The sequence below is a fragment of the Halosimplex rarum genome (assembly GCF_047715405.1).
In the GTDB taxonomy this organism is placed as follows: domain Archaea; phylum Halobacteriota; class Halobacteria; order Halobacteriales; family Haloarculaceae; genus Halosimplex; species Halosimplex rarum.
In genome coordinates this window covers 4,013,670-4,039,230 of record NZ_CP180412.1, presented here as the reverse complement: position 1 = coordinate 4,039,230, position 25,561 = coordinate 4,013,670, and the positions used below count along the sequence as shown (strand labels likewise).

The following is a 25,561-nucleotide window of genomic DNA, read 5'->3' as shown; positions in this document are numbered from 1 at the left end:
TTAAACGATTTATCTCTGAAACGAACGGTTATTCAAACGGGTGTAAGTAAGATTCAACGGTGAGACTCGCCATTTGGTCCCAGGTAAAATGCTTTGCTCTTTGAAAATTGGCTGTACCAGCGTCATTAAGTTCGCAGTCCAATGCGCGTTCTATTGCCTGCACCAGTTCATCTGGGTCATCATTCTTGTAGAAGAATCCTCCATCTTCAGCGATCATGTCCGGAAGGCAACCTAAGCGGGGAGACACGATCGGGAGACCAAATGACATGGCAAGGACAGCACTCCCTGACGTAAGGACTTTATCAAAACCAAGAATCATCGCATCCGCTGCACGGAAGTAGTACTGTACCTCCTCTTCTGGAATGAATCGAAGCTCGGTGTAAATCCGCTCGCAGTTTCTTTGACGGTCAGTTACCGCCTTCTCCAATTCTTCTGTTCTGGCGTTACCTGCAACTAACAGAAGAGCATCTTCATCACAGGTTCTATTGAAATATTCCATCAGCCACGGGACACGCTTGTAATCTCGGATCTGACCGAAATGTAGAAATAGAGTCTTGTCTTGATCAATTCCAAGCTCAGCGCGGGCCCGTTCTTCAGAGATACTGTCAGGATAGAGACCAATGTAGTTGGCATGAGGGACAACATCAATCTTGTCGCCCTCACATCCGAAGGTATCTTTAACCAGCTCCACGGCCGAAGAACAGTGAACGATCAATCGGTCAAAGATATAGCCTGAGTATAGCGATTTGACGAATCTTTCCCACCGAGGATGCCTCCGCTCATGTTCCGCCAAATTATGTACAGTCCAGACCAGTTTGATTCCGATCAGTTTGACAAACAAGGCGCAAACTCCAAAGGTAATTGATTTCAGGAGAGTTGTTATCCAAGAGTCACCAATGAGATACGTAGCCAACCAGTGAACGTGGATTACGTCGGGAATACCGTTCTCCGAGATGCCTCTTGCGAAATTGATGGGATTGCCACCCCCGACCCATACAGTATGGCCTGATTCGCCCAGTGATTCCATCAGCGAACTTTGATACGGATTCTCATTACTTCTGGGCATGAAGAGGATGTTGAGACTTTCAGAGACATTCTCGGCATATGAACTTGGGTCAGTCATCATTGACCTCGAGAATCTCCGCCATATCATCGTAATATCGCTCAGCAGAGAACCGTTCATTTACATCTCTTTTCAGTTGCTCTCCTAGTTTGTTACGTAATGCTTCGTCATCCACCAGTTCGCCAAGTTTGTCAAGGAAGGAATCTTCGACGCTCAGTTCGAAAAGAAGGCCAGTTTCGTCGTCTTGGATCGTTTCCCGGAATCCACCGGAATTAGAGGCCAACACTGCTTTACCGAGCGCTCCTGCTTCGATCGGAACTCGCCCGAATGGTTCTTTTATGCTTGGGACGACAACAATATCACAGGACATATAATACGGCCAGATGTCGTCCTGAAAGCCGATTAATTTGAATTTATCCTGTGGGTCTCTGCGGCTCGCGATGTCCTTTATTTCTGCTTCATATTTATCGTCCCCAAGTCCACTGTTGATGCCAACAAGCATCAGAGCTCCAATTTCCGAGTAGAGAGATGAATCCGTGATAGCGTCAAAAACGAATTTAAAGTTCTTCCAGGGAACACACCGACCAAACATTCCAATAGTAATTCCTTCGTTGTCATATTCAGGGACCGGAGAGATGTTCGATACGTCGGGCAACTCAACGGCATTATAAACAACGTGTGAAGTAGATCGCGATAGCCAGTCAATCTTTCCTTCAGAGAGAGTCGTATCGCACATGAATTGGGAGTTGAATATTATCCTGTCCTGAAGAATGAGTTGTAGGGCAAACGCTTGCTCTGGCGGAGTTTGACCTCTTATGTGGACAACAGTCGTAGTATCGGATAACAACTTCACCGCGCTTAAGTACGGTCCAAGGTGCTCTTGGTTTGAATATATCACACTTGCATTTGTCCTTTGAACAACATTTAAAATCTTCTTGACAGAATCTAAATAGTCCGAAATATTGTAGTATGGCACATTATACTCGACCGCAGACGTGGTTAGGATATTAAAACCACAGTCTGTAATCTTGTCGTACAACGGGCCAGACTTATCTGGCAGCAAAATCAGACAATTACTTCTAGTGGAATGGGGCATCTGGCGTAGCAAACTCAGGAGACTTTTTTCCGTCCCGCCTATCTCTGTGGTTGGATTAGCGATAATTGTCTCTACTTCAGTATTTAGATTATAGTGTGTCGACATTAGTCTATTTCTTTGACCACTAGAAGTGTGGGGATATAATATATGCGATGACGGGTTTTGGAACAAGATATATAACAACAATCGTCCAGCTAAGATCGCGAGATACTTTTGTCGATAACCGTGAACCCCTAGTCAATTTAAACTTCCAGATCTGTATCAGTGATTTAATCGTCACCTCTTACTTTAAATTGTCCAATTCCTGAAGCAGGTAGTAGAGTAGTATATATAGACTGTCCGCTTGAAATCCCTTCATTCAATGGCGGTATTCCGATTAATTTGCCTCTGTGGAAGTCCTACTCTCTTTGTATACGGCTTCAGTCATTGAAGCTACTGAACTCCAACTGAAATTATCTCTTACGTATCCTTGAAGAGAGTAAGAATCAGAAGATAATACGTCTTGAATGCCCTCTAATAGGGCATCAGACCTGGGAGGCACAACAGCACAAGCATCATGGTCAATCCACTCCGCAACCCCACAGACATCCGTACAGACTGCTGGAGTTCCACACGCCATCGCTTCAAGGACGACGTTGCCAAACGACTCGTACTTGTTTTTTGAGGGGAGAACAAACGCGTCGGCGTCGGCGTAGGCCGATAGTTTATCCGACCCATAGAGCGGGCCAGTGAACAGTGAGCGGTCACTAAGACCCTGCCGGGCAGCTCTAGCTTTCCACTTGTCCCGTGCCCCCTCATTTGGGCCGACAAAGGCGAGCCGCACTGACTCATCGGAGATGTCGCTGACTGCATCGATCAAAAGATCGCCCCCCTTGCGAGGGTGAAGACGACTCAAGAACAGTACAAGCGGTTCATCTTCGTCGATATTGTACTCCGTTCTGAACTGGCCCTGTCCAGGTATATTTTGATACTCTGTTTCCGAGATACCGTTTGGGACGTGTCTCACCTTTTTGAAGTCTACGTCTGAAAACATGTCTGGATACTTTGAGGCTTCAGTGTTTGATGAGGCAATTATGTGATCGACCTCTGATAGTATCCGTTTGCCGAGAACAGAATCAAACACCTTCTTGAGATTGGCTAGTTCAAATCGCGGGACTGACCCTCGGGGCTGGTGGACATGCGGGACATCCCTGACTTCCGCCGCCAGATGGGCAAACACGGTTGGCGGCGACCGAAACTCGTGAGTATGCACGACATCAAACTTTCCGACCTCAATCAGCAGTGAGGATAGCATTCGCGGCGGGACCTGAATATTCTTCCAAGCGAGTGAGTTACTAACGTTCCGAAACCGGAACACCTCAACCTCATTTTGTGTCTCAGGATTGTCGTACCCTCCAATCCGTTCATCGGCATCCTTCGCATCGGTTGTGTACACGGTCACGTCATGCCCAGCGTCGGCGAGAGCGCTAGTGAGATTCTCTACCGACCGGGGTGGGCCACCGTACGCGTACGCCGGTGGGAACGTGCCACAGACATGAAGAATCTTCAACTCGTGGTCACCCCCGGAATCGCCTGCGAAGCGACGGAACCAATTTCATCCCAGCGATGCTCCTCATTGATGAGTTCGATTCCTTTTTTCCCCATCTCTTTGCGGCGATTTCTGCTAGATAGCAGATCCTGTAATGCTTTCTCAACCTCATTGGACCCATTGTTTACGGCAATACCAGCGTTCCACTCTTCACTCAGAGAATTGATCTCCTCAACGTCACTCGCCACGTACGACGTACCCACTGCCATCGTTTCCAGAAGCTTCGTCGGACGGGCGTAGTCAAGTTGGTACTCCGTTTTCAACGGTACGAGACTCACGTCTGCTCCTGCAAGAAGCGCAGGAATTTCCTCGCGGTCAGCGTATCCCGCAAATGTCACGCGGTCTTCGATCCCGAGTTCCCTGACCAACTCCTCCAGTTCCGTACGGCGCTCGCCGCCACCGACCAGCAGCAGTTCCGGCTCACCGTCGACTGCGGCGAACCCACGAAGAAACGGCACAAACGCCTGTCCGGTACCCAGGTTCCCCGTATAGATGACTTCGGCCGAATCTGCTGGCTCCACGTCGGGAGAGAATAGCTCTGTATCGACACCAAACGGAACAACGTGGACGTCAAACGAGAGCTTCGGATACTTCTCCTCGTAGTACTCGGCCATTGTATCGGTGATGACGGTTACCGCATCCGCGCGAGCGAACGATATGCGCTCGAGCCAACTCACAGCCCGATAGGCGAGTGAACTCTCGTCGACGTATCCCAGGTCGGCCGCGTTGTCGATCCACAGGTCGAAGATATCGATGACCCAGCCGCGGCCAGTAAGCTTCCCGACGAGGCCGGGTAGAAACGTCGTGTGCGGTGCGGACATCGTGACGATCGAGTCGTACCGCCAGAACGTACAGAGCACGTAAAGCGTGCTCAACAACGAGAACACCCCGTAATTCAAGATACGCCCGAGGGCTGTATCCGAAACGGGCTGGTACGTGAAGAGTCGTGTGACCGGAACTCCACTGACGGTCTCGCGTTCGACCAGCTCCCATCGCTGTTCGAATTCACCGAAGGGAAAGGTCGGAAACGTCGTCAGGACGTGCGGTTCGACCGAATCGTCGAGGTGTTGAGAGAGCTTCTCCCATCGGTGCGCTCCACCCATCGATTCGGGTGGGAAAAACTGCGTCACGACGAGGACGCTCGTCTCGTCCGCCTCAGACATTACTCTCCGGATGAAGTGGATTCCCGGCGCCCGGCCGAAGAACGAGCACGTCGTCGCGCTCCAACTCGTCGGACAGGGCTACGAGCTCTTCGTTTGTTTCGCTGTGACAGACGAGCTGGACGAGTGCATCGGGGTCTAGCTCGTCGACGAGCGTACGCAAGTCGTCGTATTCCATTCCGTCGACGTGCCGATCGCGATGTCCGATGTCGTAGCCGTCGAGTTGGAGTTCCGCGACGATATCGGAAGCCGGACTCTCCCGCTGATCCTGCGTGTCCGGTTTGTACGCCGCCCCCAGTGCCAAGATATGCGGTGAATCGTAGGCACTTAGCGCGTGGCGGATCCGACGGGCTGTCACCTCGGGCATCATGTCGTTGATCCGCCGTGCCGTCGTGATGAGGTTCGTGTGTTCCGGATCCACTTCGTTGAGGAACCACGGGTCGATCGGGAGACAGTGGCCACCGACGCCGATCCCGGGACGAAGGATATCGACTCGGGGATGATTGTTGGCGAGCCCGATGACATCCGTGATATCGATACCGAGTTCCCCACCGATCAGTGCGAACTCGTTCGCGAGTGCAATGTTGACGTCACGGTAGGTGTTTTCCATCAGCTTGCAGAGTTCCGCCGAAACCAGGTCGGTGTGATACACGTCGCCTTCCAGGAAGGGCTCGTAGAGCTGGGCCGCTGCTCGCGAACACCGTTCGGAATACCCGCCGATCACCCTATCGTTGTGTACGATTTCCTCGAAGACGTTCCCTGGGAGGATTCGTTCGGGCGAGTGCGCCAGAAAGACGTCCTCTCCCGGTTCGAATCCGGCATCCGACAGCATCGGAGCAACAATGTCATCACACGTGAGCGGCGGGATCGTGGATTCGATATTCACTACGTCCCCCGCAGTGAGGTGTGGGATGATCGATTCGACCGCGGCTTCGACTGCACTGAGATCCGGACTCTTCTGTGGCTGTGTGAGCGGTGTCGGGACCGAGATCACGAAGGCATCGCCCTCTTCTGCGGACGTCCGAGCGACCAGGTTCTCTTCAACTTCGTCGCTTTCTAGCAATGCCTGTAGTTCTGCTTCGTCGAGATTGAGCGACTGGTCGTTGATCGCCTTGACGAGATTCTCGTCGATATCGACTCCGACGACGGTTTTCCCCTTTTTAGCCAGCTGAAGTGCTAACGGGAGGCCGATGAACCCAGTCCCGATGACGACAACTTTATCGACACTGGGCAACGCCTCCGAAGAGGCAGTTCGTTTACTCGCACTAGATGTCATAGTAATCACGCATCCACTCGATCGTCTCGGGGATGCCCTCTTCGAGCGAGACACGTGCTTGGTGATCGAGGTCGCGTTTCGCCTTCTCCACGCTCGCCCGCTTGTTCAGGGTGTTGTGTTCCTCGGTTCCGCGATACTCTACTTTGTCGTCGTCTTTCCCGAGATACTCGAGGATCATATCGGACAATTCTTTGATGTCGTAGTACTCTTCGCCGGCGATATTGTACACCTCGCCGGGTTTGAAATTGTCGACGATATTCGCTAACGTCCGGACAGTGTCCCCGATGTAGGTGAACGATCGGTGGTGGTTCTCGTAGACGTGATACGGGTTGTCGTGCAGCGCGTGATAGCAGAATTTGCAGACCACGCTCCGGTACTCACTGAACTTCTCGCCCGGTCCGTACGTGTTGAAAAACCGGACGCGCACGGTTTCGTTCCCGTACCTGTCGGCGGCGTTCAGGATCTGCTGTTCGTTGACCCATTTCGAGATCGCGTAATCGTTCAGTTGGCGCGGCCCCTCTTCGAGCGGGACGGACTCCTCCATTACATCGTCGTAATCACCGTACACCTCGCTCGAAGACGAGAATATCATTCGGAACCCGTGATCACGCTGTAATCGCAGCATGTTCTTCGTCCCGATGGCGTTCGACTGCCACATCGTCTCGAAGAAGTCCTCACCGTTCTTCCGACCGAATTCGGCCGCCAGGTGGTAGACGTAATCGAAGTCGTGTGACTCGAAAATCGATGCTATCTGACGATATTCGCTCACGTCGCATCGGAAGTACTTCTCTCGCTCGCTCCAAGGGAGATCAGCGACCCAGACGTCGTGCCCACGTGATTCGAGTTCTTCCACCAGAGGAGCACCGACGGCACCGAGCCCGCCAGTGACTAGTATCTTCACCATACCTGATACCTCCCGGATAGCCACTTATTGTTTACCACATCAATCAGGTGCATTTACACCACTGAGTTCAGTTTCGCTCGCGGAGAACTCTAGACCGATTTCCTGGAGAATTTTCTCACTTGCAGTACCATCACCGAACGGGTTCTCCCAGTTGCTGTTACGCTGTAACATCGTAGTTGCATTCGATTCGATATCAGCCGGATCGACGCCACTGAGTTTGTTCGCCCCAACAGACACGGTTTCAGGCCGTTCAGTACTATTTCGCATTGTTACACATGGTACTTCGAGGATACAGGCCTCCTCTTGGACCCCACCAGAATCGGTGAGAATGAGTTTCGCGTTCTCCTGAAGCTTAATGAAGTCGAGATACTCTTGCGGTTCGACAAGTCTGATTCGATCCGGAATGGAGAGGTCGAACGCCTCGAGTTTGCTCTCAGCGCGCGGGTGGATAGGATAAATTACGTCGGCCCGTAGGTCGTCTGCTACCTGTCCGACCCCAGTTAGAATTTGCCTGAATCGATCCTCGTCGTCCACGTTTTCCGCCCGATGGGCAGTCATCAGCAAGTATTCCGATCGGTCGAGTTCGAGTTCTGCCAGAACCGAACTCTTACGATCTGCTAACTTTCGATTCCGCTGGAGCGCGTCAACGATAGTGTTTCCGGTAACACAGAGCCGGCTCTCCGGAATGCCTTCCTCAACGAGATAGCTTTTCGCCTTCTCTGTCGGTGGAAACAGACAATCTGCAACGTGATCAGCAACGACTCTGTTCGTTTCCTCGGGCATATCACGGTCGAAGCTCCGGAGGCCCGCTTCGACGTGCCCAAGTTCGATTTCTAATTTACTCGTTGCAATCGCCCCAGCGAGAACAGAATTCGTATCTCCCTGTACTAACACGACCTCAGGCTGTTCGGACTGGAGAATCTCCTCAATTCCGATCAGCATCTCACCTGTCTGTTCACCGTGGGATTTCGAGCCGACATCTAGATTGTAGTCCGGAGTCGGCAACTCCAGCTGATCGAAAAAGACGGAATCCAGGTTATCCGAGTAATGTTGCCCCGTGTGGATCACGGTGTACGAAATCCCTCTTTTCTCACATCGGTGAATAACCGGGGCGAGCTTGATGATCTCGGGGCGGGTACCGAGGATGAACGCGACTTGGGAGCCCAGATTGTCCCCGCCCTCTTCGGCCGTCATCGCTGGGCCTCCAGCATATTAGAGACGCTGTTGAGAATCAACCCGGTAAACACTGAGAGCGTTCCGAGTATCATCACGAAACCGCTCACGAGCGCTTTGGCAGGATAGAACGAGCCACTTTCTTGATATATTAGGATCCCATCGATGCCGTACAATGCCCCCACGGTCACGAGGACAGCTCCTGGGAGACTAAAGAAGAGTAACGGATGGCGGTCCCGAATTAACGACAGTAGGAAGACCACAACTGAAAGCCCGTGCCGGAGGGGATTTTCGGTCTGTCCGTCGACACCCTCATATCGGACAGAGATGGGTTGCTCAGTTATATGTAGGTCTTCCGAAACGCTCCGTTCTATCATCTCAGACTCGACGCCGTACCCGTCTGTAGAGACGTCCAGTTGTTCAACTGCAGTCGGAGAAAGTGCCCTAAATCCACTCTGGGAGTCGGAAACCTTGGTGTGCGAGGACCCTAATGTAAGCACGTCGAGGACCTTCTGTCCGAACCGCCGATGAAGCGGGGTCTCAGAACCGGACCCTTCGTCGACGTATCGGCTTCCGAGTGCCAGGTCTGCTTCTCCATTGCAGACTGGTTCGGCAACATGTGGGATTTCACTTGGGTCGTGCTGCCCGTCACCGTCGATCAAGACGAGTGCTTCGTAGATGTCGTAGTCCCGCTCAACGGTCGACAACAACGTCTGAATGGCTTTCCCTTTGCCACTGTTCGTTTCGAGTTCGACGACTCGGGCGCCTGCGTCTTGAGCTACTTTCACGGTCGCGTCTGTACTACCGTCGTCAACCACGACAACGCTATCAGCGAACTGTCGGGATTTGACTACAGTACTCCCAATCGCTACCTCTTCGTTGTACGCAGGAATCCCGACGATGATATCGTCTGCGCGTTCGGCCGTCCGTTCCGTCACTGGGTCGAGCTGCATCGAGTCCTCGTCGATCGTCTTGAGCGTCTCGTCGTAGATGATCCGCTCGCAGTCAGGCGAGGGAACGATGATACTCTCAAAGTCTCTGACCGACGCGGCGATGGCCAGCTCTTCTTTGTACCGCTCCAGATCACCGGTCGCACTCGTCTCGACGATATCGACGTCGAATTGCCTCGCGAAACGAGTCGTCTCCGTCTCCGATTCCCCCGGCTGGAGGACGAAGATGTTGTGCCCGCGTTCTTGCGCTCGGACGAGCGTCCGGAGCGCATTTTCCGTGTTGTCTTCGGTCGCGATCACGCCGACGGCGACCTGCTGTGGCTCTACCTCTCGTTGGGGTTGGCTGCCCACCCGTTCGATCTGGTCACTGCTCATAGATATCCTGGATTTCGTCGCCACGACTCCGGAGACCCAGTGTCGTCCAATTCCGACCCCTCAATCGCATCTCTCCTCCTACACCGAGTGGACAATGCACGTCGTCGCCACTCGCGCCTGTCGAGCAACCGCCCTGGAGAGATCTGTTACCCCGATTCTCGAAACGCATTCTATCACCCATTTCGTTTGTTCGTCCCGGACGATCACTCCCCAGCGAGCGCCCGGTAACGTGGTTGCGGCCCCGATTCGCTTCGTCAGTAATGTTAGAAGGGTAACGGTTTTACTTAAATCAGGTGGTTCGTGACCCAAATTCTCCGCAGAATCTACGCTCACTAGTCACATTGTGAGGTTTATAGAGCGTATAATCACGCAATTCGGCGTTACTACGGTGGTTATTCAAAATCATAGATAGTTTATCGTGGAGGATGGCCGATGCGGCGATCAACTCACAATGTAACAAGTTTCAACGGTGCAGTTACGGTGTCTCTTTGCCGAAACACACCGAGAAACTGCGGTAGGGCAGGGACACTAAGTGGTAGACAGAACGGGGTGTCGGTTTAGGACACAGTCCGATATCGAACGCGAAAGAGAAGAGATGGCAGTCGTCCGTTTCGGAGGTCTCACTATCACAGGGGCGAGTCGCCGCAACGATCGTTTCACTGGACTGTACATCGTTTCGTCCACGAATTTCAAAATCAAGTATTGAATTAAATATCCATAATATGCGCGATTTGAACCCCACAAACCCCATATTAAAATAATAGTATTGAATTCAATACCTATAATGTCGGCACGGAAACGGTGAAGATGCAAGTAGCAGACGGAACAAAAATCAACCCTCATCGACCGAAATCCGAGGGGTGAAACACACCCTTTGTGATAGATGAATTACAGAGCGCAGTGGGACTGTTTGAAAACAATCCATGTGCCGTTTCAGGGTGTTCGTCTCCATCAGCTCTCTCTATACGAGTTCATTGGGGCGTAGAGGGACTTACAACAGCGGAAACCACCGCTGAAGGACTGAACCCAGTTCACCTCGTCAAGTGATACCATTACGCGCGAAACATAGGTGGGGAGGACCTGAGCGGATCTCAGGTGACCATTACACATTCGACAGCGAGCGCTCCGTAACTCACAACCAATGGGATGCAACTGACGACTATTCCAGATCAAGCGGATCCAACGGACACATACAGCGCATCGTTCGACCAACAGACGGTCTTGAACACAGCAGATGGGACAGCCCTCACCGTTTCGCTCCACTCCGAAACAGCCGGCGCGCACCAGTCGAAATTCTTCGGCTGTAACGCGTCAGCAGCGGAACTGACGGCGATTTCGCGGTCGTCAGCGTCGACGAGGGATACGACTTCCGGGAGATGGAGAACCGCGGCCCGAGCGACGAGGTGCGCTAGAACTGGGACGCCCACTGGTACGTCGCCAACGAGAGGGAGGCCGTGATCGGGTTCATAGCGGAAAACGAGGTCAGGGGGAATGAGCCGTTTCACCGTGAATTAGCCGGACCTTCCCGCCGTTCACCGATGGGAGCATCACTCCACGGCGTACATCCGTCCGTCCGTCCCGCCGAAATACAGCGTGCCGTCGACGAGGGCCGGACTCGATCCGACGCCGCGGCCGCCGATCTCCAGGAACCACTCCTCCTCGCCGTCGGTGGTGAGCGCGTGGACGCCGAGGCCGTCGCGTTCGGTCTGGCCGTGGGTCCCGACGTAGAGCCGGTCGTCGGTGACGACGGGGCTGCTCCCGACTTCCAGCGCGCCGGTCTCGAAGCGCCACAGCTCGTCGCCCGACTGGCGGTCGAACTTGATCACCTCGCCGTAGTGCGTCTTGGGGTCGTCCAGGGAGTTGTACGGCGTGTCCCCGACGTAAACGCCGTCCTCGTCGACGGCGACCGACCCGGAGATGTAGCGGGCGAACGGGTCGGCGGTCCACTCCCCTTCGCCCGAGGCGGCGTCGACGGCGTGGACGATGCCGTTCCAGTCGCCGAAATACAGGGTGTCGAACGCCAGCGCCGGACTCGACCAGACCATGTCCCCGACATCGTACGTCCACGTGACGTCGCCCGAGCCCGCGTCGAGCGCGTACAGCGTATCGTCCGATGCCCCGACGTAGATCGTCCCGTCGACCACTGCCGGCGTACTCACCACCTCGTTCCCGACGGTGTGCTCCCAGACCGTCTCGCCCGTGCCCGCGTCCAGCGCGTAGATCCACCCGTTCTCGGTGGCGTCGGCCTCCTCGGCGTATCGGGCGCACGCGAGGTTGTGGCAGCCGACGCCGACGAACACCGTCCCGTCTACCACCGTCGGGCTTCCCCTGATGAGCCCACCGAGTTCTCGATGCCAGCGTTCGTCCCCGCTTGCCGCGTCGACGGCGTACAGGCCCATGTCGTACGATCCGACGTAGACCGTGGTATCCGCGTAGGCCGGCGTGCCCTCGATCCGATGGTCGGTCTCAATTGTCCAGCGCTCTTCGCCCGTCGCAGCGTCTAGAGCGTAGAGCGTCTTGTCCGTGCTTCCCGCGAACACCGCGTCGTCCGCGACGATGGGGCTCCCCCAGAACGGGCCATCGGCGTCGTAGGTCCACTCGATCGACGGGTCCGCGCTCGTCGGCGAGACGCCCCTCGCGAACCCGGTGTTGTATTGATCACCCCGGAACGACGGCCAGTCAGTCACCGGTTCCGTGACGGGGTGGGACGCCTGATCGTCGGCCCCGAGACGCGCACAGCCCCCGACCAGCGCGAGCGAGGAGGCCGCCACCGCCGAGAGGAACCGTCGCCGGTCCGTCGTCACCATGCTGTGGTCGTTTCCTGTGTCACGTATTAACGGTGTGGGTCGGTCCACCGACTCCACAGGTGACCCGTCGATCCGTCTCCGGTACCAGAAAACCGGTCGATCCCTGGCCGTCCCCAATGGTCAGACGACGAGGTACTGGTCCAGATCCTCGCGTTCGAGTTCGCCGACGGTGCCTTCGTAGACGATCTCACCCTGGTCGAGGACGTACCCGCGATCCGCGAGCTTCAGCGCCTCGCGGACGTTCTGTTCGATGAGGAGGACGGTCAGTCCCTGCCCGGTTATCTCCCGGATCGACTCCGAGACGGACTGGATGATCTGGGGTGCAAGCCCCTCCGTCGGCTCGTCCAGCAGGAGCAACTGGAGGTCCGGGAGCCGGAGCGTTCGGGCGATCGAGAGCATCTGCTGTTCGCCGCCCGAGAGCGTCCCGGACCGCTGGTCGCGTCGCTCCTCCAGCCGCGGGAACAGGTCGTACAGTTCGTTGACCGTCATCGTGGGACTCCCGCCACCGGGCGCGCGGCGATAGATCGTGTTCCACCTGCCGCGAGCGATGTTCGACATCTCGAGGTTCTCCTCGACGGTCAGTTCGGTGAACAGGCGACGGCCCTCGGGCACTACGCCGACGCCGGCTCTGACGATGTCATCGGCCGGCCACTCCGTGACGTCCGCGCCGTCGAACCGGACGCTGCCAGACCGAACCTCGGGCGGCTCCACGCCCACGATGCTTCGGACGGTGGTCGTCTTGCCAGCGCCGTTCCGGCCCAGCAGCGAGACGACCTCCCCCTCGTCGATCGCCATCGAGACGCCGCGGAGGATGTGGCTGGCGCCGTAGTAGGCGTGGACGCCGTCGAGTTCGAGGAGCGTCACGCCTCCTCACCCCCCAGGTAGGCCTCGCGAACCGCCGGGTCGTCTCTGATCTCCTCTGGTGGTCCGCGCGCGATGACCTGTCCCTCGTGCAGAGTGAAGATCCGGTCGGAGACGTCGAAGATCACGTCCATGTCGTGTTCGACCAGGAAGATGGTCATCCCCCAGTCCTCTAGAAGCTCGCGGATGAGCGACACTGTCATCTCAGTTTCGCCTGGGGACATCCCAGCTGTCGGTTCGTCCATGAACATCAGGTCGGGACCGGTCGCCAGCCCGATGGCCACTTCCAGCCGGCGCTTGTCGCCATACGGAAGCGCTTCTGCTGTCTCCTCGGCCTTCGCATCCAGTTCGATGGTCTCGAGAATGTGGTCGGTGCGCTCGCGGACCTCGTCGTAGGCATCGCGCCGCCGGAAGAAGTTGACGCTGAACGAGTCGTGTTCCGCCGCGAACGCCGCGACTTCGACGTTCTCACTGACGGTCAGCTCTGGGAAGATCGAGGCGGTCTGGAACGACCGCCCGACGCCGAGCTGGGCGATCTCGAAGGGCTTCATGCCGACGAGGTCGGTGCCCGCGTACGTGATGTCGCCGGCCGTCGGCTCCAGCATGCCGGTGATCGTGTTGATCAGCGTCGACTTGCCGGAGCCGTTCGGCCCGATAAGCGAGACGAGTTCCCCCCGTTCGACCGCGATATTCACGCGATCGAGCGCTCTGAGGCCGCCGAACTCCTTCGTGAGGTCGCGCGTTTCCAAGAGCGCCATCACCGATCACCCCCTCGCGAGCGGAGCCGCGAGCCGGCGCTCCGCAGCATGCCCCAGATCCCGTCCGGGTATTTCCAGACGACGGCGGTGAACGCGAGCGCCAGTGTCAGCAGCCAGTAGCCGCCGATCAGGTCGAGGCCGTTGACCACGCCCTCGAAGTAGAGGAAGACGATCACCCCGATGATCGGGCCGACGATCGTCCCTAGACCGCCCAGCACGGTCATCATGACCACGTCGCCGCTGGTGGTCCAGTGGAGCCGTTCGACGCCGGTGAAGTACGTCTCCATGGGCATGAGGCCGCCGGCAATACCCGCGACGAACCCGGAGATGACGAACGCCGCGAACTTGTACCGCCAGACGTCGAGCCCGACGAACGAGGCTCGCGTCTCGTTCTCCCGGACCGCCTTGAATATCAGGCCATACGGGGACTTCCGAACCCGAGTGATGAACACGACAACCCCTACGAAGAACACTGCGACGAAGAGGTACATGGTGACTCCCCAGAGTTCGCCGAATATCCCAGGGAGAGTCTCACCGAGTTCGACGACGCCGAGCAGCGGCTCGCGCGAGACGCCCAATCCGTTGATGCCCCCGGTCAATTCCCCCAGAGGTTCTCTGGCGAGGTAATACAGCATCTGGGCGATCGCCAGGGTGACGATCGCGAAGTAGACCGTGTGGAGCCTGAGGAGAACGAACGGCGTGATGACTGCCAGCACGAGCGCGAAGCCCACGCCGGCACCGACTGCCAGCAGGGGATCGGCGGCGACGTTGTTAGCGAACAGCGCCGACGCGTAGGCCGCCCCGCCGAAGAACATCGCGTGGCCGAACGACAGCAGGCCGGTCTGTCCGAGCAGGTGGTTGAACCCGAGCGCAAAGATCCCCCAGACGAGGACGAGTCGCGCGAGCGAATCGTAGCCCAGGAGTTCGTCCGGGACGAGCGGTGCGCTCGTGAACAGCCAGGGGAACACCGCGACGAAGACGACGGCGCTGAGCAGGACGAACCACTCCGTGTCCTTGATCCGGTCCCACGTCTCCCAGACGTTCGAGGAGTCCCCGTCGGCCACCTCGTCGGTCGTTTCCGTGCTCATGATCCGATCTCCCCCGTCGGGTAGATGCCGCTCGGGCGGATCGTCAAGACGAGGATCGCCAACGCGTAGATGCTCGCCGTCGACATGCTCGGCCACACCTGGGTCACCGCGGCGAAGACGAAACCCGCGAGCAACGCCCCGATAGTCGTCCCCTTGATCGACCCGACGCCGCCCATGATGACGATGACCAGCGCGGGGATGATGTTGCTGAAGCCCATCCCGGCGTTCACGCCGAACAGCGACCCGCCGAGGATCCCGGCGAGACCGGCGTAGGCCGCACCGATCGCGAAGATCAGTAGAAACGGCCGCCCGATCCGGATGCCGAGCAACTCGGTCATCTCCGTGTCCTCGGTCCCCGCACGGACGGCGAGGCCGTAGTCGGTGTACTTGTAGAACGCGATGAGGATCCCGAGGAAGACGAACGCGAGGACGACGACGTAGATCCGCCACCGCGAGACCGTTCCAACGCCGGGGATCAACACCGGTCCTGACGCCCAGTCCGGGCGCGAGTAGTTGAATCCCGTGCGGCCGAAGACGAGATTGAACCCCTCCTGGAAGATCAGCAATATTCCGAAGGTCACCAGCAACTGGTCGAGGAGGTCGCGGTCGTACAGCGGTTTCGCCAGCAACCGTTCCATGACGACGCCGAGGACGAACACGACGATGGGGGTCACGACCAGCGCGGCGAGAAAGCCCAGTTCGAGACCGACCGGGGAGAACCCGTAGTGTTCGAGCAGACCACCGAAGCCGACCTCGAACCCGACGAACAGGCCAACGTAGGCCCCGATCAGGAACAGGGCTCCGTGGGCCATGTTGACGAACTGGAGCGAGCCGAACACGATCGACAGCCCCAGTGCCACGAGGAGATACACCGACGCGACGCTCAGCGCGACGAACAGGAACTGGACGGTCGATTCCAGCAGACTCATCCGAATCGCCACCTCGTGTGCACTGATAACATGTCTTGTTGGGCACCCCATTCGCTATTGAATCTTCCGCCGCAACGGATGATCCGCGAATCCGGGACCTCGGGGTGGGAGCTCCCGGATCGTGATTCGGCCGGATACACGGTCGCGTTACTCGTCGCCGTACTCGTTGTCGTCCATGCTACACTCGTTGGCCGGGTAGGCGTCACACTCGTAGACGAGCGGATCGGTAGTCTGGATGACTTCGGTCCGGATCCCCAGCTCCTCCGCGGTCGAGTCGTCGACGCCCTGGACCAGGTGCCACGGTCGTTCAACCTGATGATCGCAGGTCCGGAACTCCGAGGGCCCCCACGCCTGCTCCCACGAGAAGTCTTCGAGGGTCCGCACGACGGTCGGCGGATGGAACGTGCCCGCCTCCTCGACGGCAGCGGCGTAGACCACCGTCGACTCGTAGGTGTGGAGCGAACTCTGGTTTGGCACCTCGTCGTACTCGCTCTGGTAGGCCTCGACGAAGGTGTTCGACGCCTCGTTGTCGTAGTTGGGGTTCCACGGCTCCATCCCGTAGACGCCCTCAGCGTCCGACCCCATCGGATCGAGCGTGAACGCGCTCACGTGGGGGATGAACACCTCGACGTCGTCGGTGACGCCGGCGTTGACCATCTGGGAGAGGCCACTGGCCGCGAACTCACCGAAGCTCGCGAAGTGGACCACGTCTGCGCCGGAGTCCTGGAGGTCCTGGATCTGGGTCTGGTGGTCGTTCTCGCCCTCGGCGATGGCCGACCCGCCGGCGTCCTCCCACGGGCCGTTCTCGGTGAGATGCTTACGCATCGCGTCCCGGTTGGACTGGCCGTAGGAGTAGTCCATGTAGATGTGGAACAGCGACCGGTCCTCGCCGAGGACCTGCGGCAGCGCCTCGCCCGCGGCCATCCCGATGATCTCTGCGTGAAACGTCGGGTGGAAGTAGTACCGCGAGCAGTTCTCCCCGCTGATCCCCGCCGAGGTCGAGTTCCCGCCCATGAAGGGCACCTTCTCTCGCTGGGCGACGTCCTGCATCGCCATCGTCACGGTGCTCGACATGCCGCCGGTCCAGAACTGGATGTTGTCCTGCTGGATCATCCCGTTGATGTTCTGGTTCGCGGTGTCGGGGTCGCCGGCGGTGTCGGCCTTCGTGGGTTCGATCTGGTGCCCGAGAATTCCGTCGCCACTCAGAGCGTCCCAGGAGTCGACCAGCCCGCCGCCGTTGTTCAGGTGCTGGACGGCGAGGTCGAATCCGAGTTCCTGGTCCTGTCCGTCGGGACCGAGCGCGCCCGACAGCGGCCCGTTGAACCCGATGGCGACCGTGTCGCCCTCGGGCGGGAAGTTCCCGATCGGCTCGTAGTCCTGGCCGTTCCCGCCTCCATCTCCGTCCCCAGTTCCGTTTCCGTTCCCACCGTCGCCGTTCCCGTCACCCTGGCATCCAGCGACGCCGGCGGCGATGGCGCCCGTCGCGATGCCTTTCAGATAGCGACGTCTGGATTCGTCTGCTGGCTCACTCTTGTCCGTCATGATTATTTAAGCAACTCATGGTTATATCGTGTATCCAGAACTTAAGTTCTTTGGTAACACCCCCCACATTCAGTACGCGAAACAGGTCGAGTGAACGTATCGATCCCATTCGTATCGGCTGCGGATCTTCGGTAGAATCGGCAGTTGGCCGTTCTGAACACGCCATCGAACCCAGTTGAGATCCGAGACCGATCCACCGTGACCCCCCTCGAATCCAGGTACTGGCCAGTTCAGCGCCGATCCTGCATGTACTCGTCCAACTGTTCCGCGATCGCTAGGGCGAACTCCTCGTCGTTAACGTTCGCGTCCAGTTCCAACAGGTGGACATCCTCGTCCAGATGGTCACGGAGCGCCTCGAACAGCGCCTCGTCGGCCTCCGGGTCGTGGAAGTCCTCGCCATCGGCGTCGAGCATCGACACGCCCTCGAGCGGCAGGGCGAGCGAGACCGGGCCGGTCGCGGCGTTGAGCTTTCCCGCGATGATCTCCCCGATCGCGGCGTTCTCGTCGGGGGTCGTCCGCATCAGCGTGACCTGCGGGTTGTGGATATGGAACTGTCGCCCCTCGAACTTCTCGGGCACCGTGTCCCGGGGGCCGAAGTTGACCATGTCGAGCGCGCCGACGGAGACGACCTGCGGGATCCCCGCCTCGCCCGCGGCGTCGAGTCGGTCCGGGCCCGCGGCGAGGACGCCTCCGACGTGTTCGTCGGCCCACTCGGTCGTCGTGACGTCGAGGACGCCGTCGATGACGCCCTCCTCGATCAGGTTCTCCATCGCGCGGCCGCCGGTCCCGGTCGCGTGGAAGACGATCGTCTCGTATCCCTGCGCTTCGAGCCACTCCCGGGCCGTCTGGACACAGGGCGTCGTGACGCCGAACATCGTGATCCCGACGGTCGGGCGGTCGGGTACTTCGACGTCCGGGTCGTTGGTTACCATCCCGACCATGGCGAGGGCGGCGTTGGCGATTACCGTCCGCGAGAGCTGGTTGAGCCCCTCGATGTCGGCCACCGAGTACAGCATCGCGATGTCGCGCGTGCCGACGTAGGGTTCGGTATCGCCGGAGGCGACCGTCGAGACCATGAACTTCGGCACCCCGACCGGCAGCGCTCGCATCGCCGCCGTCGCGATAGAGGTGTTGCCGGAGCCGCCGAGGCCGAGGATACCGTCGAGGTCGCCCCCGTCATGGAGCCGCTCGGCGATGGCCGCGGCGCCCTCGCCCATCGCTTCCACTGCCTCGCCACGGTCACCGGCCTCCCTGAGCGACGCCAAAGTGGTGCCGCCCGCTTCGGCGACGGCCGAGGCCGGCGTGTCCGGTTCGATCTCGGGGTCTCCCATGACACCGACGTCGACGAGGTGAACGTCGACGCCCTGCGCCGCGAGGACGTCCCGGGCGAAGCCGATCTCCTCGCCCTTGGTGTCGAGGGTCCCGACGACGACCACAGTCGCAGTCCGGTCCCTCTGATCCGCGGACGCCATCAGAACTCGATCTCCTTGAACTCCTGGGCCTGGTTCTCGATGGCCTCCTCGGTCGGGAGGCGCTCGATGCTGGAGGCGCCGAAGAAGCCGACGACGCCCTCCGTGTTGTTCAGGACGTACTCGGCGTCGTCCGGCCAGGCGATCGGGCCGCCGTGACAGATGACCATGACGTCTTCGTCGACTTCCTTTGCGGCGTCGTGGTGGGCCTGCACCCGCTCGGCCGCCGTCTCGAGATCGAGCGCCGTCTCCGCGCCGATGTCCCCGGAGGTCGTCAGCCCCATGTGCGAGACGATCACGTCGGCGCCCGCCTCGGTCATCGCGCGGGCTTGCTCCTCGTTGAACACGTACGGGCAGGTCAACATCCCCTGGTCGCTGGCCTCCCGGATCATCTCGATCTCCTTGTCGTAGCCCATGCCGGTCTCCTCGAGGTTCTGTCTGAAACTGCTGTCCTCGTCGATCAGGCCGACCGTCGGGAAGTTCTGGACGCCGGAGAACCCCCGGCGGCGTAGATCCTCGATGAACACCTCCATCTCGCGGAACGGGTCGGTCCCGTTGACGCCGGCGAGAACGGGGGTGTCCTCGACGACCGGGATCACCTCGTGGCCCATCTCGACCACGATCTCGTTCGCGTCGCCGTAGGGCAAGAGACCCGCGAGGGAGCCGCGGCCGTTCATCCGGTAGCGCCCCGAGTTATAGATGATCAGCAGGTCGACGCCGCCCCGTTCGGCGAACTTCGCCGAGATACCGGTGCCCGCACCCGCGCCGATGATCGGTTCGCCCGCGTCGACGGTCGATTCCAACCGTTCGAGTGATTCACTCCGAGGGAATTTCATTGACACGTCGAAAGACACCCGAGTCGGTATTCAAGATTGGGGTCGACTGCGGCCGCTGCCGGCCCCGGGCAGCCCGGACGGCTCCCTGAGGTCGGACTACCCAAGGGGGGCGTCGGTCGGAGCCTCACGGGGCGGATCGTCGGTATTCGTCCACTCACCGTCAGGGTATCCGAGGGATGTCACTCCCACGACCCCTCCCCCGGTGGGACGACCGTCGAATCGGCCGTGTGGCGAATCTCGGCTTCCGGCCCCGGCGGGCCGTACATCGCCAGGAAGCGGAGGGGCTCCCAGGACGTGTTCATGGTGCTGTGCTCGACGCCGGCGGGGATGTACAGCATGTCGCCGGCTGTGACCTCCCGTTCCTCGTCACCGATCGTCTGGGTCCCCTCCCCGCTGAGCACGAAGAGCACCTCCTCGCTGTCGGGGTGTGTGTGCCGTTCGTGTCCCTTGCCCGGTTCCAGTATGACGACGCCGGCGCTGAACGTCTCCGCGCCCGTCGTCTCCGGCGTGCTCAGCCACTTGATCGTCCCCCAGTCCAGCTGCAGAGTCTCTATCTCCTCCGGTCGAACGAACCGCTGCTCGTCAGCCATGACAGTAGTGACGACACGGCTATTTTTCATAAGTGTTTGGGACAGGGCGTCACGGTCTGCGTTCACGCGACACACATAGAGTGTCTTACCCCGAGCGCGAGCCTCGTGAAGTCCGTATCGACAGTGCGCCACCGGATCGGCCCGCGTCTGGCGTAGTCCCGTTATCCATTGGGAAACACGAAACGGAGGGATGACACGAACAGTACCGCCCCCTTGGGCCACTCTATCGGCCCAATTCGGGGTCTCCCAGGGTCGGATCCGTATTCTTCATTAATGAATAAATTAATTATTGGCCGACACGTAGTCTCGCTATGACCGAACGCGCGCGCCATCCGGTGAAAGCCCTCGAGAAGACCGTCGGGGTCATCGAGATCCTCACGGAGCAGCGGTCGGCGCACCTCCGCGAGATCGCGGCGGAGCTCGACATGAACAAGAGCACGGTACACAACCATCTCAGCACGCTCCGCGAGCACGAGTACGTCGTCAAGGACGGGGACGCATACGAGTTGAGCCTGCAGTTCCTCACCATCGGCGGCACGCTGCGCGACGACGTCGACCTCTTCGAGGCGGCCAAGCCGAAGGTCGACGACCTCGCGGCCGACAGCGGCGAACTCGTCACCCTCGCGACCCACGAGCGTGGACTCGGTGTCGTCCTCTACCGGGCCAAAGGGGAGGACGCAGTAGAACTCGACACGCACATCGGGACGCAGCTGACGCTCCACAACTCGGCGCTCGGCAAGGCCATCCTGGGCCACCTCCCGCGTGAACGCGCCAGGGCCATCCTCGACGAGAAGGGGCTGCCCGCCGAGACGCCGAACACGATCACCGACGAGGAGACGATGCTCGCGGAACTGGAAGACGTCGCTGCGGACGGCTACGCGTACGACGACGAGGAGCGCTGGCGCGGCCTCCGCTGTGTCGCCGCGCCCGTCCGAACCGAGGACGGCGTCGTCAAGGGCGCGATCAGCGTCTCGACGCCGAAGAGCCGGATGGCCAGCGACGCCGACAAACAGGAGTACGCCGACGCGGTGAAAAATACCGCCAACCTCGTCGAACTCGGCATGGCCTACTCGTAGCACTCGGCGAAGAGAGACGCTCGCTCCTTCGTTTCTTCACTTCCTCGCTCCCTCGATTCACGCGGCGGACCGTTCGGCGTTCGGAACGAATCGCCCTGAGCGGGTCACTCGACGACCCGATCGAGCATCTCGACGGGATGGGGCGGGTTCCCGGCCGAGACGTCGCTGTCACCGATCTGGCTCCGGCAGGAACCACCCGGCGCGACGACCAGGGGCGCGTCGCTGGCCCGGACCTTCTCGAAGAGCAGCTCACCGATGGCCGTCGAGATTTCGTAGTGTTCGGCCTCGTAGCCGAAACTGCCCGCCATACCGCAACACCCCGAGTCCAGCGGGTCGACCTCGTAGCCGGCGCGCCGGAGGACGCCGACCGCGTGGTGGTCCTTTCCCGCCGCGTGCTGATGGCAGTGACCGTGATAGGACAGCGGGATGTTCGCGCCGCTCGTGTCGACGTCCTCGATCAGCCGGTGGACGTCGAGGTATTCGCAGACGCCGTAGGCGTGCGCCGCGACCCGTTCGACGTCGGAACCGGGGAGGAGGTCCGTGTACTCGTCCTGGAAGAGGACCGCGTCGCTCGGCTCGACGGACACGACCTCCCAGCCCTCCTCGAGGTACTCGGCGAAGACGTCGACGTTCGTCTGTGCGCGCTCTCTGGCCTCGTCGAGCAGTCCGACGGAGTACGCAGCGCGACCGCTGGCGGCGACCTCTGTCGGAATCCGGACGTGGACGCCTGCGGCCTCTAGGATGCGGACCGCCGCCTTCCCCGGTTCGGGGTAGTTGTAGTTCGTGTAGGTGTCGGGGAAGAGCAGGACCTTGCGCTCGGCCTCGGCCACCGAGACGCCCGGGTCCCTGTCGTTCGCCCACTGCTGGAGCGACTCGTCGGCGAAGGGCGGGAGCGACCGCTCGGCGGCGATCCCGAACACTGACTCCAGCACGGTCCGTGAGCCGGGGATCGCCGTCGCCCAGTTCGACAGCGGCGACAGGCGCGACCCCAGCCCGGAGAGCCGATCGATGTGGCCGAACAGTTTCGTCCGTAGGCTCGCCCCTTCCTGCTCGTGGTACTGATGTTTGACCTCCGTCTTGAGCTTCGCCATGTCGACGCCGGTCGGACAATCCGACTTGCAGCCCTTGCATCCCACACAGAGGTCGAGGACGTCCCGCTGGAACGCTTCGTCGAACAGTCGCTCAGGCGCGATTTCGCCGCTGATAGCTGCTCGAAGCATATTCGCCCGCCCGCGGGTGGTCGCCAGCTCGTCGTCGGTCGCCCGGTAGGTCGGACACATCACGTCCGTGTCTTCCTGGCGACACGTCCCGCAGCCGTTGCACAGTTCGACGAGGTGAGAGAATCCGCCCTCTTCGGAGAAGTCCAGTTCCGTCTGCGGTTCGATCGACGAGTACTCGGGACCGTACCGGAGGTGCTCGCGCATGTCCGTCGGGTCGTCGTCGCGATAGACGACCTTCCCCGGGTTCATCCGCCAGTCGGGGTCGAACGCCGTCTTGAGTTCCTGGAAGGCTCCCCAGAGGTCCTCGCCGTACATCTTCGGATTGAACTCGGAACGGGCCAGGCCGTCGCCGTGCTCGCCGGAGAAGGCGCCGTGGTGGCCGACGACGATATCAGTCACGTCGTCGCTGATCGACCGCATGGTCTGGACGCCCTCGTCTCGCTTCAGATTGAGGATGGGCCGGATGTGGAGCGTCCCGCTCCCAGCGTGGGCGAAGTACGCGGCCGTCGTGTCGTGGTCGTCGAGGACGTCCATGAACTTCCGGGTGTACTCGGCTAATTCGGCCGGGGGGACCGTCGCGTCCTCGATGAAGGGGTAGGGCTTCGGGTCGCCCTTGAGGCTCATCAGCAGCGGGATGGCGGCCTTCCGGAGTTTCCAGAGGTCCGCCTGGTCCTCGGGCGTGTAGGCCTCGATCACGTCGAAGGCGTCGCCCTCCGCGAGGAACCGTTCGTTCGTCCGGCCGATGGCGGCTTCGAAGTCATCGACCAGTTCGGAGTCGAACTCCACCATCAGCGACGCGGCCGTCCCGTCCGGGATCGGTTCCTCGTAGGCGGCGTACTGCTCGGACTCGCCGGCGAGACGGAACACTTCATCGTCCATCAGCTCCACCGCGCTAACGTCGTATTCGAGGGCCTGCGGAACGGCCTCGAGAGCGTCGATCAGGTCCTCGAAGCAGTAGAGGGCGAGGGCAGTCTCCGCGGGTTTCGTCACGAGCGAGACCTCGGCCTCGACGACGACGCCGAGCGTCGACTCGGCGCCGACGAACAGCTTCGAGAGGTTGATCACATCCTCGCCGGCCTCGTTCTCGTATATGACCTTCTGGAGGTTGTACCCCGAGACGTTGCGTTTCAGGTCGGGATAGCGCGCGTCGATCTCTGCGGCGTTATCCTCGACGAGGCGGCGAACGGTGCGATACAGTTCGGCCTCGCGCGAGTCACTCTCGACTATGGCTTCCCACTCCGGACTGTCGAGGACGACCTCCCGGGTTTCGATGCGCGTCCCGTCCGCGAGAACGACCGACAACCGTTCGGTGTAGGCGTCGGTGATGCCGTAGCGGACCGAGTGGGCGCCAGTGGAGTTATTACCGATCCCGCCACCGACCGTCGCCCGGTTCGACGACGCCGGGTCGGGCGCGAACTTCAGGCCGTACTCGGCCAGCGCCGCGTCCAGTTCGTCCTGCACGACCCCGGGCTGAACGACGGCACGCCGGTCCTCGGGTCGGATGTCGACGATGTCGTCCATGTGCGTCGACAGGTCGAGGACGACACAGCCCGGGCCGACCGCCTGTCCGGCGAGCGAGGAGCCAGCGCCGCGCGCGATGACCGGAACGTCGTGGTCGGCCGCCACCCGGACGGCAGCCTGCACGTCCTCCGTGTGTCGAGGTTCGACGGCACCCGCCGGTTGCGCCTGATAGATGCTCCCGTCGGTCGCGTAGAGGACCTGTGCGTACTCGTCGAACCTGACGGAGCCGTCGACGGCCGCCCGCAGATCCGCAGCGAGCGCCGCGTACTCCGCAGAAGTCTCCCGCAACGACACCTCCCGATCCCGCTGTCGACCGCTCGTCTGTGTATCCTGAGCCATTTGTTTTGATTTCTTCGATGAGTGTCACGTACTTTGTGTGGCGATCACTATCAATGTTCGCTGTAATCGGGATGATGGCGAACGACGGCATCACCGAGACCGGTCCCAGAGAGAACTCGAAGCAGAGCCGTCGATCTCTGTTCCCCAGTTACGGTGAGACAGCGACTCTCGCCGCTACAATCTAGAGTTTCACACTGATTGCGAGCCCCTCACCGACCGGCAACAGCGTCGTCTCGAAGTCCGGGTCGTCGCGAACCGCGAGCAGGTACTCGACGACGCCGCGGGTAGTGTCGTCCATCGCGTCCCAGTCGGGGTCGCCCTCGACGGCCGCCAGCGCGAGGTCTTCTTGGACTGCCGGGCCCGCCATCACGTTGTCTGCACAGACGATCCCGCCGGACGAGACGTCCTCGCGGACGAGATCCCACGTCTCCGGGTACTCCTCTTCGAGATTGTCGAGCAGCACGAAGTCCCACGGCCCCTCCGACGCCCGGTAGATCTCTCGGGCGTCGCCGGCCTCGAACCGGCTTCGGTCGGCGTAGCCGCGGCGCTCGAAGTACGACCGCGCCGCTTCGAGGTTTGCGGCGTCGAAATCCGTCAGGACGAGTTCGCCGTCCTCCGGAATCGCTGGTGCGATCCAGTAGGCCGAGTAGCCCCGGCCGGAACCGAACTCGAAGGCGCGACGCGGCCCCGACAGCCGGGCGAGGAGTCGAAGCGTCGCCCCAACCTCGGGGCCGACGACCGGGACGTCGTCGGCGACGTTATCGGCGGCCAGTTCCTCGTAGACCGCGTCCGTCTCGGGTACCATCGCACGGACGAACCGGGCGACATCGTCGTCCAGTACCGAGTTGAGGACGTCGTAATCGTCGAGATCCATGGTTGAGAGGAGGTAGGCGATTCTCCTAAGCGTCGGGGGTACTGATCCCCTGGTTGTCACGTCGGC

At 60.0% G+C, this 25,561-nt stretch carries 21 protein-coding genes; 1 reads left to right on the top strand and 20 read right to left on the bottom strand.

Going from position 1 to position 25,561, the window contains the following annotated elements:
* Positions 1–28 precede the first annotated feature (28 nt).
* The 18 genes from ACMGFH_RS19270 to ACMGFH_RS19185 form a co-directional block, all read right to left on the bottom strand.
* Positions 29–1,123, bottom strand: coding sequence for a glycosyltransferase family 4 protein (locus ACMGFH_RS19270; RefSeq protein ID WP_415380177.1), 1,095 nt, complete (start codon positions 1,121–1,123; stop codon positions 29–31).
* Positions 1,116–2,039 (bottom strand): glycosyltransferase family 4 protein, encoded by a 924-nt coding sequence (locus tag ACMGFH_RS19265; protein ID WP_415380176.1) that lies wholly within the window; start codon positions 2,037–2,039, stop codon positions 1,116–1,118. The genes ACMGFH_RS19270 and ACMGFH_RS19265 overlap by 8 nt, the downstream gene beginning before the upstream one ends.
* A gap of 496 nt (positions 2,040–2,535) precedes the next feature.
* Positions 2,536–3,708, bottom strand: a complete 1,173-nt coding sequence (locus tag ACMGFH_RS19260; RefSeq protein ID WP_415380174.1) for a glycosyltransferase — start codon at positions 3,706–3,708, stop codon at positions 2,536–2,538.
* Positions 3,705–4,910 carry a glycosyltransferase family 4 protein gene (locus tag ACMGFH_RS19255; protein ID WP_415380172.1) on the bottom strand — a complete coding sequence of 402 codons (1,206 nt, stop codon included), beginning with the start codon at positions 4,908–4,910 and terminating at the stop codon, positions 3,705–3,707. The genes ACMGFH_RS19260 and ACMGFH_RS19255 overlap by 4 nt, the downstream gene beginning before the upstream one ends.
* Positions 4,903–6,183 (bottom strand): nucleotide sugar dehydrogenase, encoded by a 1,281-nt coding sequence (locus ACMGFH_RS19250; protein WP_415380171.1) that lies wholly within the window; start codon positions 6,181–6,183, stop codon positions 4,903–4,905. Before ACMGFH_RS19250 ends, ACMGFH_RS19255 begins: the two co-directional genes overlap by 8 nt.
* Complete coding sequence (locus tag ACMGFH_RS19245; RefSeq protein ID WP_415380170.1) at positions 6,173–7,087, bottom strand: NAD-dependent epimerase/dehydratase family protein; 915 nt, start codon at positions 7,085–7,087, stop codon at positions 6,173–6,175. Before ACMGFH_RS19245 ends, ACMGFH_RS19250 begins: the two co-directional genes overlap by 11 nt.
* 39 nt (positions 7,088–7,126) lie before the next feature.
* On the bottom strand, positions 7,127–8,281 hold the full coding sequence (gene wecB / locus ACMGFH_RS19240; protein ID WP_415380169.1) for a non-hydrolyzing UDP-N-acetylglucosamine 2-epimerase: 1,155 nt from the start codon (positions 8,279–8,281) through the stop codon (positions 7,127–7,129).
* Positions 8,278–9,585: a glycosyltransferase family 2 protein gene (locus ACMGFH_RS19235; protein WP_415380168.1), complete on the bottom strand. Its 1,308-nt coding sequence runs from the start codon at positions 9,583–9,585 to the stop codon at positions 8,278–8,280. Before ACMGFH_RS19235 ends, wecB begins: the two co-directional genes overlap by 4 nt.
* A gap of 1,169 nt (positions 9,586–10,754) precedes the next feature.
* Entirely contained in the window at positions 10,755–11,090 is a 336-nt protein-coding gene (locus ACMGFH_RS19230; protein WP_415380167.1) for a hypothetical protein, read from the bottom strand.
* 42 nt (positions 11,091–11,132) lie between these two features.
* Positions 11,133–12,392: a PQQ-binding-like beta-propeller repeat protein gene (locus tag ACMGFH_RS19225; protein WP_415380166.1), complete on the bottom strand. Its 1,260-nt coding sequence runs from the start codon at positions 12,390–12,392 to the stop codon at positions 11,133–11,135.
* Positions 12,393–12,512: 120 nt separating this feature from the next.
* Complete coding sequence (locus ACMGFH_RS19220) at positions 12,513–13,256, bottom strand: ABC transporter ATP-binding protein (protein WP_415380165.1); 744 nt, start codon at positions 13,254–13,256, stop codon at positions 12,513–12,515.
* Positions 13,253–14,011 (bottom strand): ABC transporter ATP-binding protein, encoded by a 759-nt coding sequence (locus tag ACMGFH_RS19215; RefSeq protein WP_415380164.1) that lies wholly within the window; start codon positions 14,009–14,011, stop codon positions 13,253–13,255. Before ACMGFH_RS19215 ends, ACMGFH_RS19220 begins: the two co-directional genes overlap by 4 nt.
* Positions 14,011–15,099: a branched-chain amino acid ABC transporter permease gene (locus ACMGFH_RS19210; RefSeq protein ID WP_415380162.1), complete on the bottom strand. Its 1,089-nt coding sequence runs from the start codon at positions 15,097–15,099 to the stop codon at positions 14,011–14,013. Before ACMGFH_RS19210 ends, ACMGFH_RS19215 begins: the two co-directional genes overlap by 1 nt.
* Positions 15,096–16,028, bottom strand: a complete 933-nt coding sequence (locus ACMGFH_RS19205; protein ID WP_415380161.1) for a branched-chain amino acid ABC transporter permease — start codon at positions 16,026–16,028, stop codon at positions 15,096–15,098. Before ACMGFH_RS19205 ends, ACMGFH_RS19210 begins: the two co-directional genes overlap by 4 nt.
* Before the next feature lie 147 nt (positions 16,029–16,175).
* Positions 16,176–17,570: a substrate-binding protein gene (locus ACMGFH_RS19200; protein WP_415380160.1), complete on the bottom strand. Its 1,395-nt coding sequence runs from the start codon at positions 17,568–17,570 to the stop codon at positions 16,176–16,178.
* A gap of 230 nt (positions 17,571–17,800) precedes the next feature.
* Positions 17,801–19,042: a Tm-1-like ATP-binding domain-containing protein gene (locus tag ACMGFH_RS19195; RefSeq protein WP_415380159.1), complete on the bottom strand. Its 1,242-nt coding sequence runs from the start codon at positions 19,040–19,042 to the stop codon at positions 17,801–17,803.
* Entirely contained in the window at positions 19,042–19,875 is an 834-nt protein-coding gene (locus tag ACMGFH_RS19190; RefSeq protein WP_415380158.1) for a phosphoenolpyruvate hydrolase family protein, read from the bottom strand. Before ACMGFH_RS19190 ends, ACMGFH_RS19195 begins: the two co-directional genes overlap by 1 nt.
* Positions 19,876–20,054: 179 nt before the next feature.
* Positions 20,055–20,465 carry a cupin domain-containing protein gene (locus ACMGFH_RS19185; protein ID WP_415380157.1) on the bottom strand — a complete coding sequence of 137 codons (411 nt, stop codon included), beginning with the start codon at positions 20,463–20,465 and terminating at the stop codon, positions 20,055–20,057.
* Between the two features lie 311 nt (positions 20,466–20,776).
* Here ACMGFH_RS19185 and ACMGFH_RS19180 point away from each other — a divergent pair, with 311 nt between their 5' ends.
* Positions 20,777–21,541: an IclR family transcriptional regulator gene (locus ACMGFH_RS19180; RefSeq protein ID WP_415380156.1), complete on the top strand. Its 765-nt coding sequence runs from the start codon at positions 20,777–20,779 to the stop codon at positions 21,539–21,541.
* Between the two features lie 104 nt (positions 21,542–21,645).
* Here ACMGFH_RS19180 and ACMGFH_RS19175 read toward each other — a convergent pair whose 3' ends face one another.
* Both ACMGFH_RS19175 and ACMGFH_RS19170 read right to left on the bottom strand, forming a co-directional pair.
* The gene (locus ACMGFH_RS19175; RefSeq protein WP_415380155.1) at positions 21,646–24,621 is read right to left on the bottom strand and encodes an FAD-binding and (Fe-S)-binding domain-containing protein; all 2,976 of its coding nucleotides are present in this window, start codon (positions 24,619–24,621) and stop codon (positions 21,646–21,648) included.
* A 181-nt stretch (positions 24,622–24,802) separates the two neighbouring features.
* Positions 24,803–25,495, bottom strand: a complete 693-nt coding sequence (locus ACMGFH_RS19170; protein ID WP_415380154.1) for an O-methyltransferase — start codon at positions 25,493–25,495, stop codon at positions 24,803–24,805.
* Positions 25,496–25,561: the final 66 nt, after the last annotated feature.

What these genes read in the sequence shown, in the direction of transcription:
- ACMGFH_RS19270 (WP_415380177.1), bottom strand. Translation starts at nt 1,123, where the DNA reads ATGACTGACCCAAGTTCATATGCCGAGAATGTCTCTGAAAGTCTCAAC.
- ACMGFH_RS19255 (WP_415380172.1), bottom strand. Translation starts at nt 4,910, where the DNA reads ATGTCTGAGGCGGACGAGACGAGCGTCCTCGTCGTGACGCAGTTTTTC.
- ACMGFH_RS19250 (WP_415380171.1), bottom strand. Translation starts at nt 6,183, where the DNA reads ATGACATCTAGTGCGAGTAAACGAACTGCCTCTTCGGAGGCGTTGCCC.
- ACMGFH_RS19245 (WP_415380170.1), bottom strand. Translation starts at nt 7,087, where the DNA reads ATGGTGAAGATACTAGTCACTGGCGGGCTCGGTGCCGTCGGTGCTCCT.
- wecB (WP_415380169.1), bottom strand. Translation starts at nt 8,281, where the DNA reads ATGACGGCCGAAGAGGGCGGGGACAATCTGGGCTCCCAAGTCGCGTTC.
- ACMGFH_RS19235 (WP_415380168.1), bottom strand. Translation starts at nt 9,585, where the DNA reads ATGAGCAGTGACCAGATCGAACGGGTGGGCAGCCAACCCCAACGAGAG.
- ACMGFH_RS19225 (WP_415380166.1), bottom strand. Translation starts at nt 12,392, where the DNA reads ATGGTGACGACGGACCGGCGACGGTTCCTCTCGGCGGTGGCGGCCTCC.
- ACMGFH_RS19215 (WP_415380164.1), bottom strand. Translation starts at nt 14,011, where the DNA reads ATGGCGCTCTTGGAAACGCGCGACCTCACGAAGGAGTTCGGCGGCCTC.
- ACMGFH_RS19210 (WP_415380162.1), bottom strand. Translation starts at nt 15,099, where the DNA reads ATGAGCACGGAAACGACCGACGAGGTGGCCGACGGGGACTCCTCGAAC.
- ACMGFH_RS19205 (WP_415380161.1), bottom strand. Translation starts at nt 16,028, where the DNA reads ATGAGTCTGCTGGAATCGACCGTCCAGTTCCTGTTCGTCGCGCTGAGC.
- ACMGFH_RS19200 (WP_415380160.1), bottom strand. Translation starts at nt 17,570, where the DNA reads ATGACGGACAAGAGTGAGCCAGCAGACGAATCCAGACGTCGCTATCTG.
- ACMGFH_RS19195 (WP_415380159.1), bottom strand. Translation starts at nt 19,042, where the DNA reads ATGGCGTCCGCGGATCAGAGGGACCGGACTGCGACTGTGGTCGTCGTC.
- ACMGFH_RS19190 (WP_415380158.1), bottom strand. Translation starts at nt 19,875, where the DNA reads ATGAAATTCCCTCGGAGTGAATCACTCGAACGGTTGGAATCGACCGTC.
- ACMGFH_RS19185 (WP_415380157.1), bottom strand. Translation starts at nt 20,465, where the DNA reads ATGGCTGACGAGCAGCGGTTCGTTCGACCGGAGGAGATAGAGACTCTG.
- ACMGFH_RS19180 (WP_415380156.1), top strand. Translation starts at nt 20,777, where the DNA reads ATGACCGAACGCGCGCGCCATCCGGTGAAAGCCCTCGAGAAGACCGTC.
- ACMGFH_RS19175 (WP_415380155.1), bottom strand. Translation starts at nt 24,621, where the DNA reads ATGGCTCAGGATACACAGACGAGCGGTCGACAGCGGGATCGGGAGGTG.
- ACMGFH_RS19170 (WP_415380154.1), bottom strand. Translation starts at nt 25,495, where the DNA reads ATGGATCTCGACGATTACGACGTCCTCAACTCGGTACTGGACGACGAT.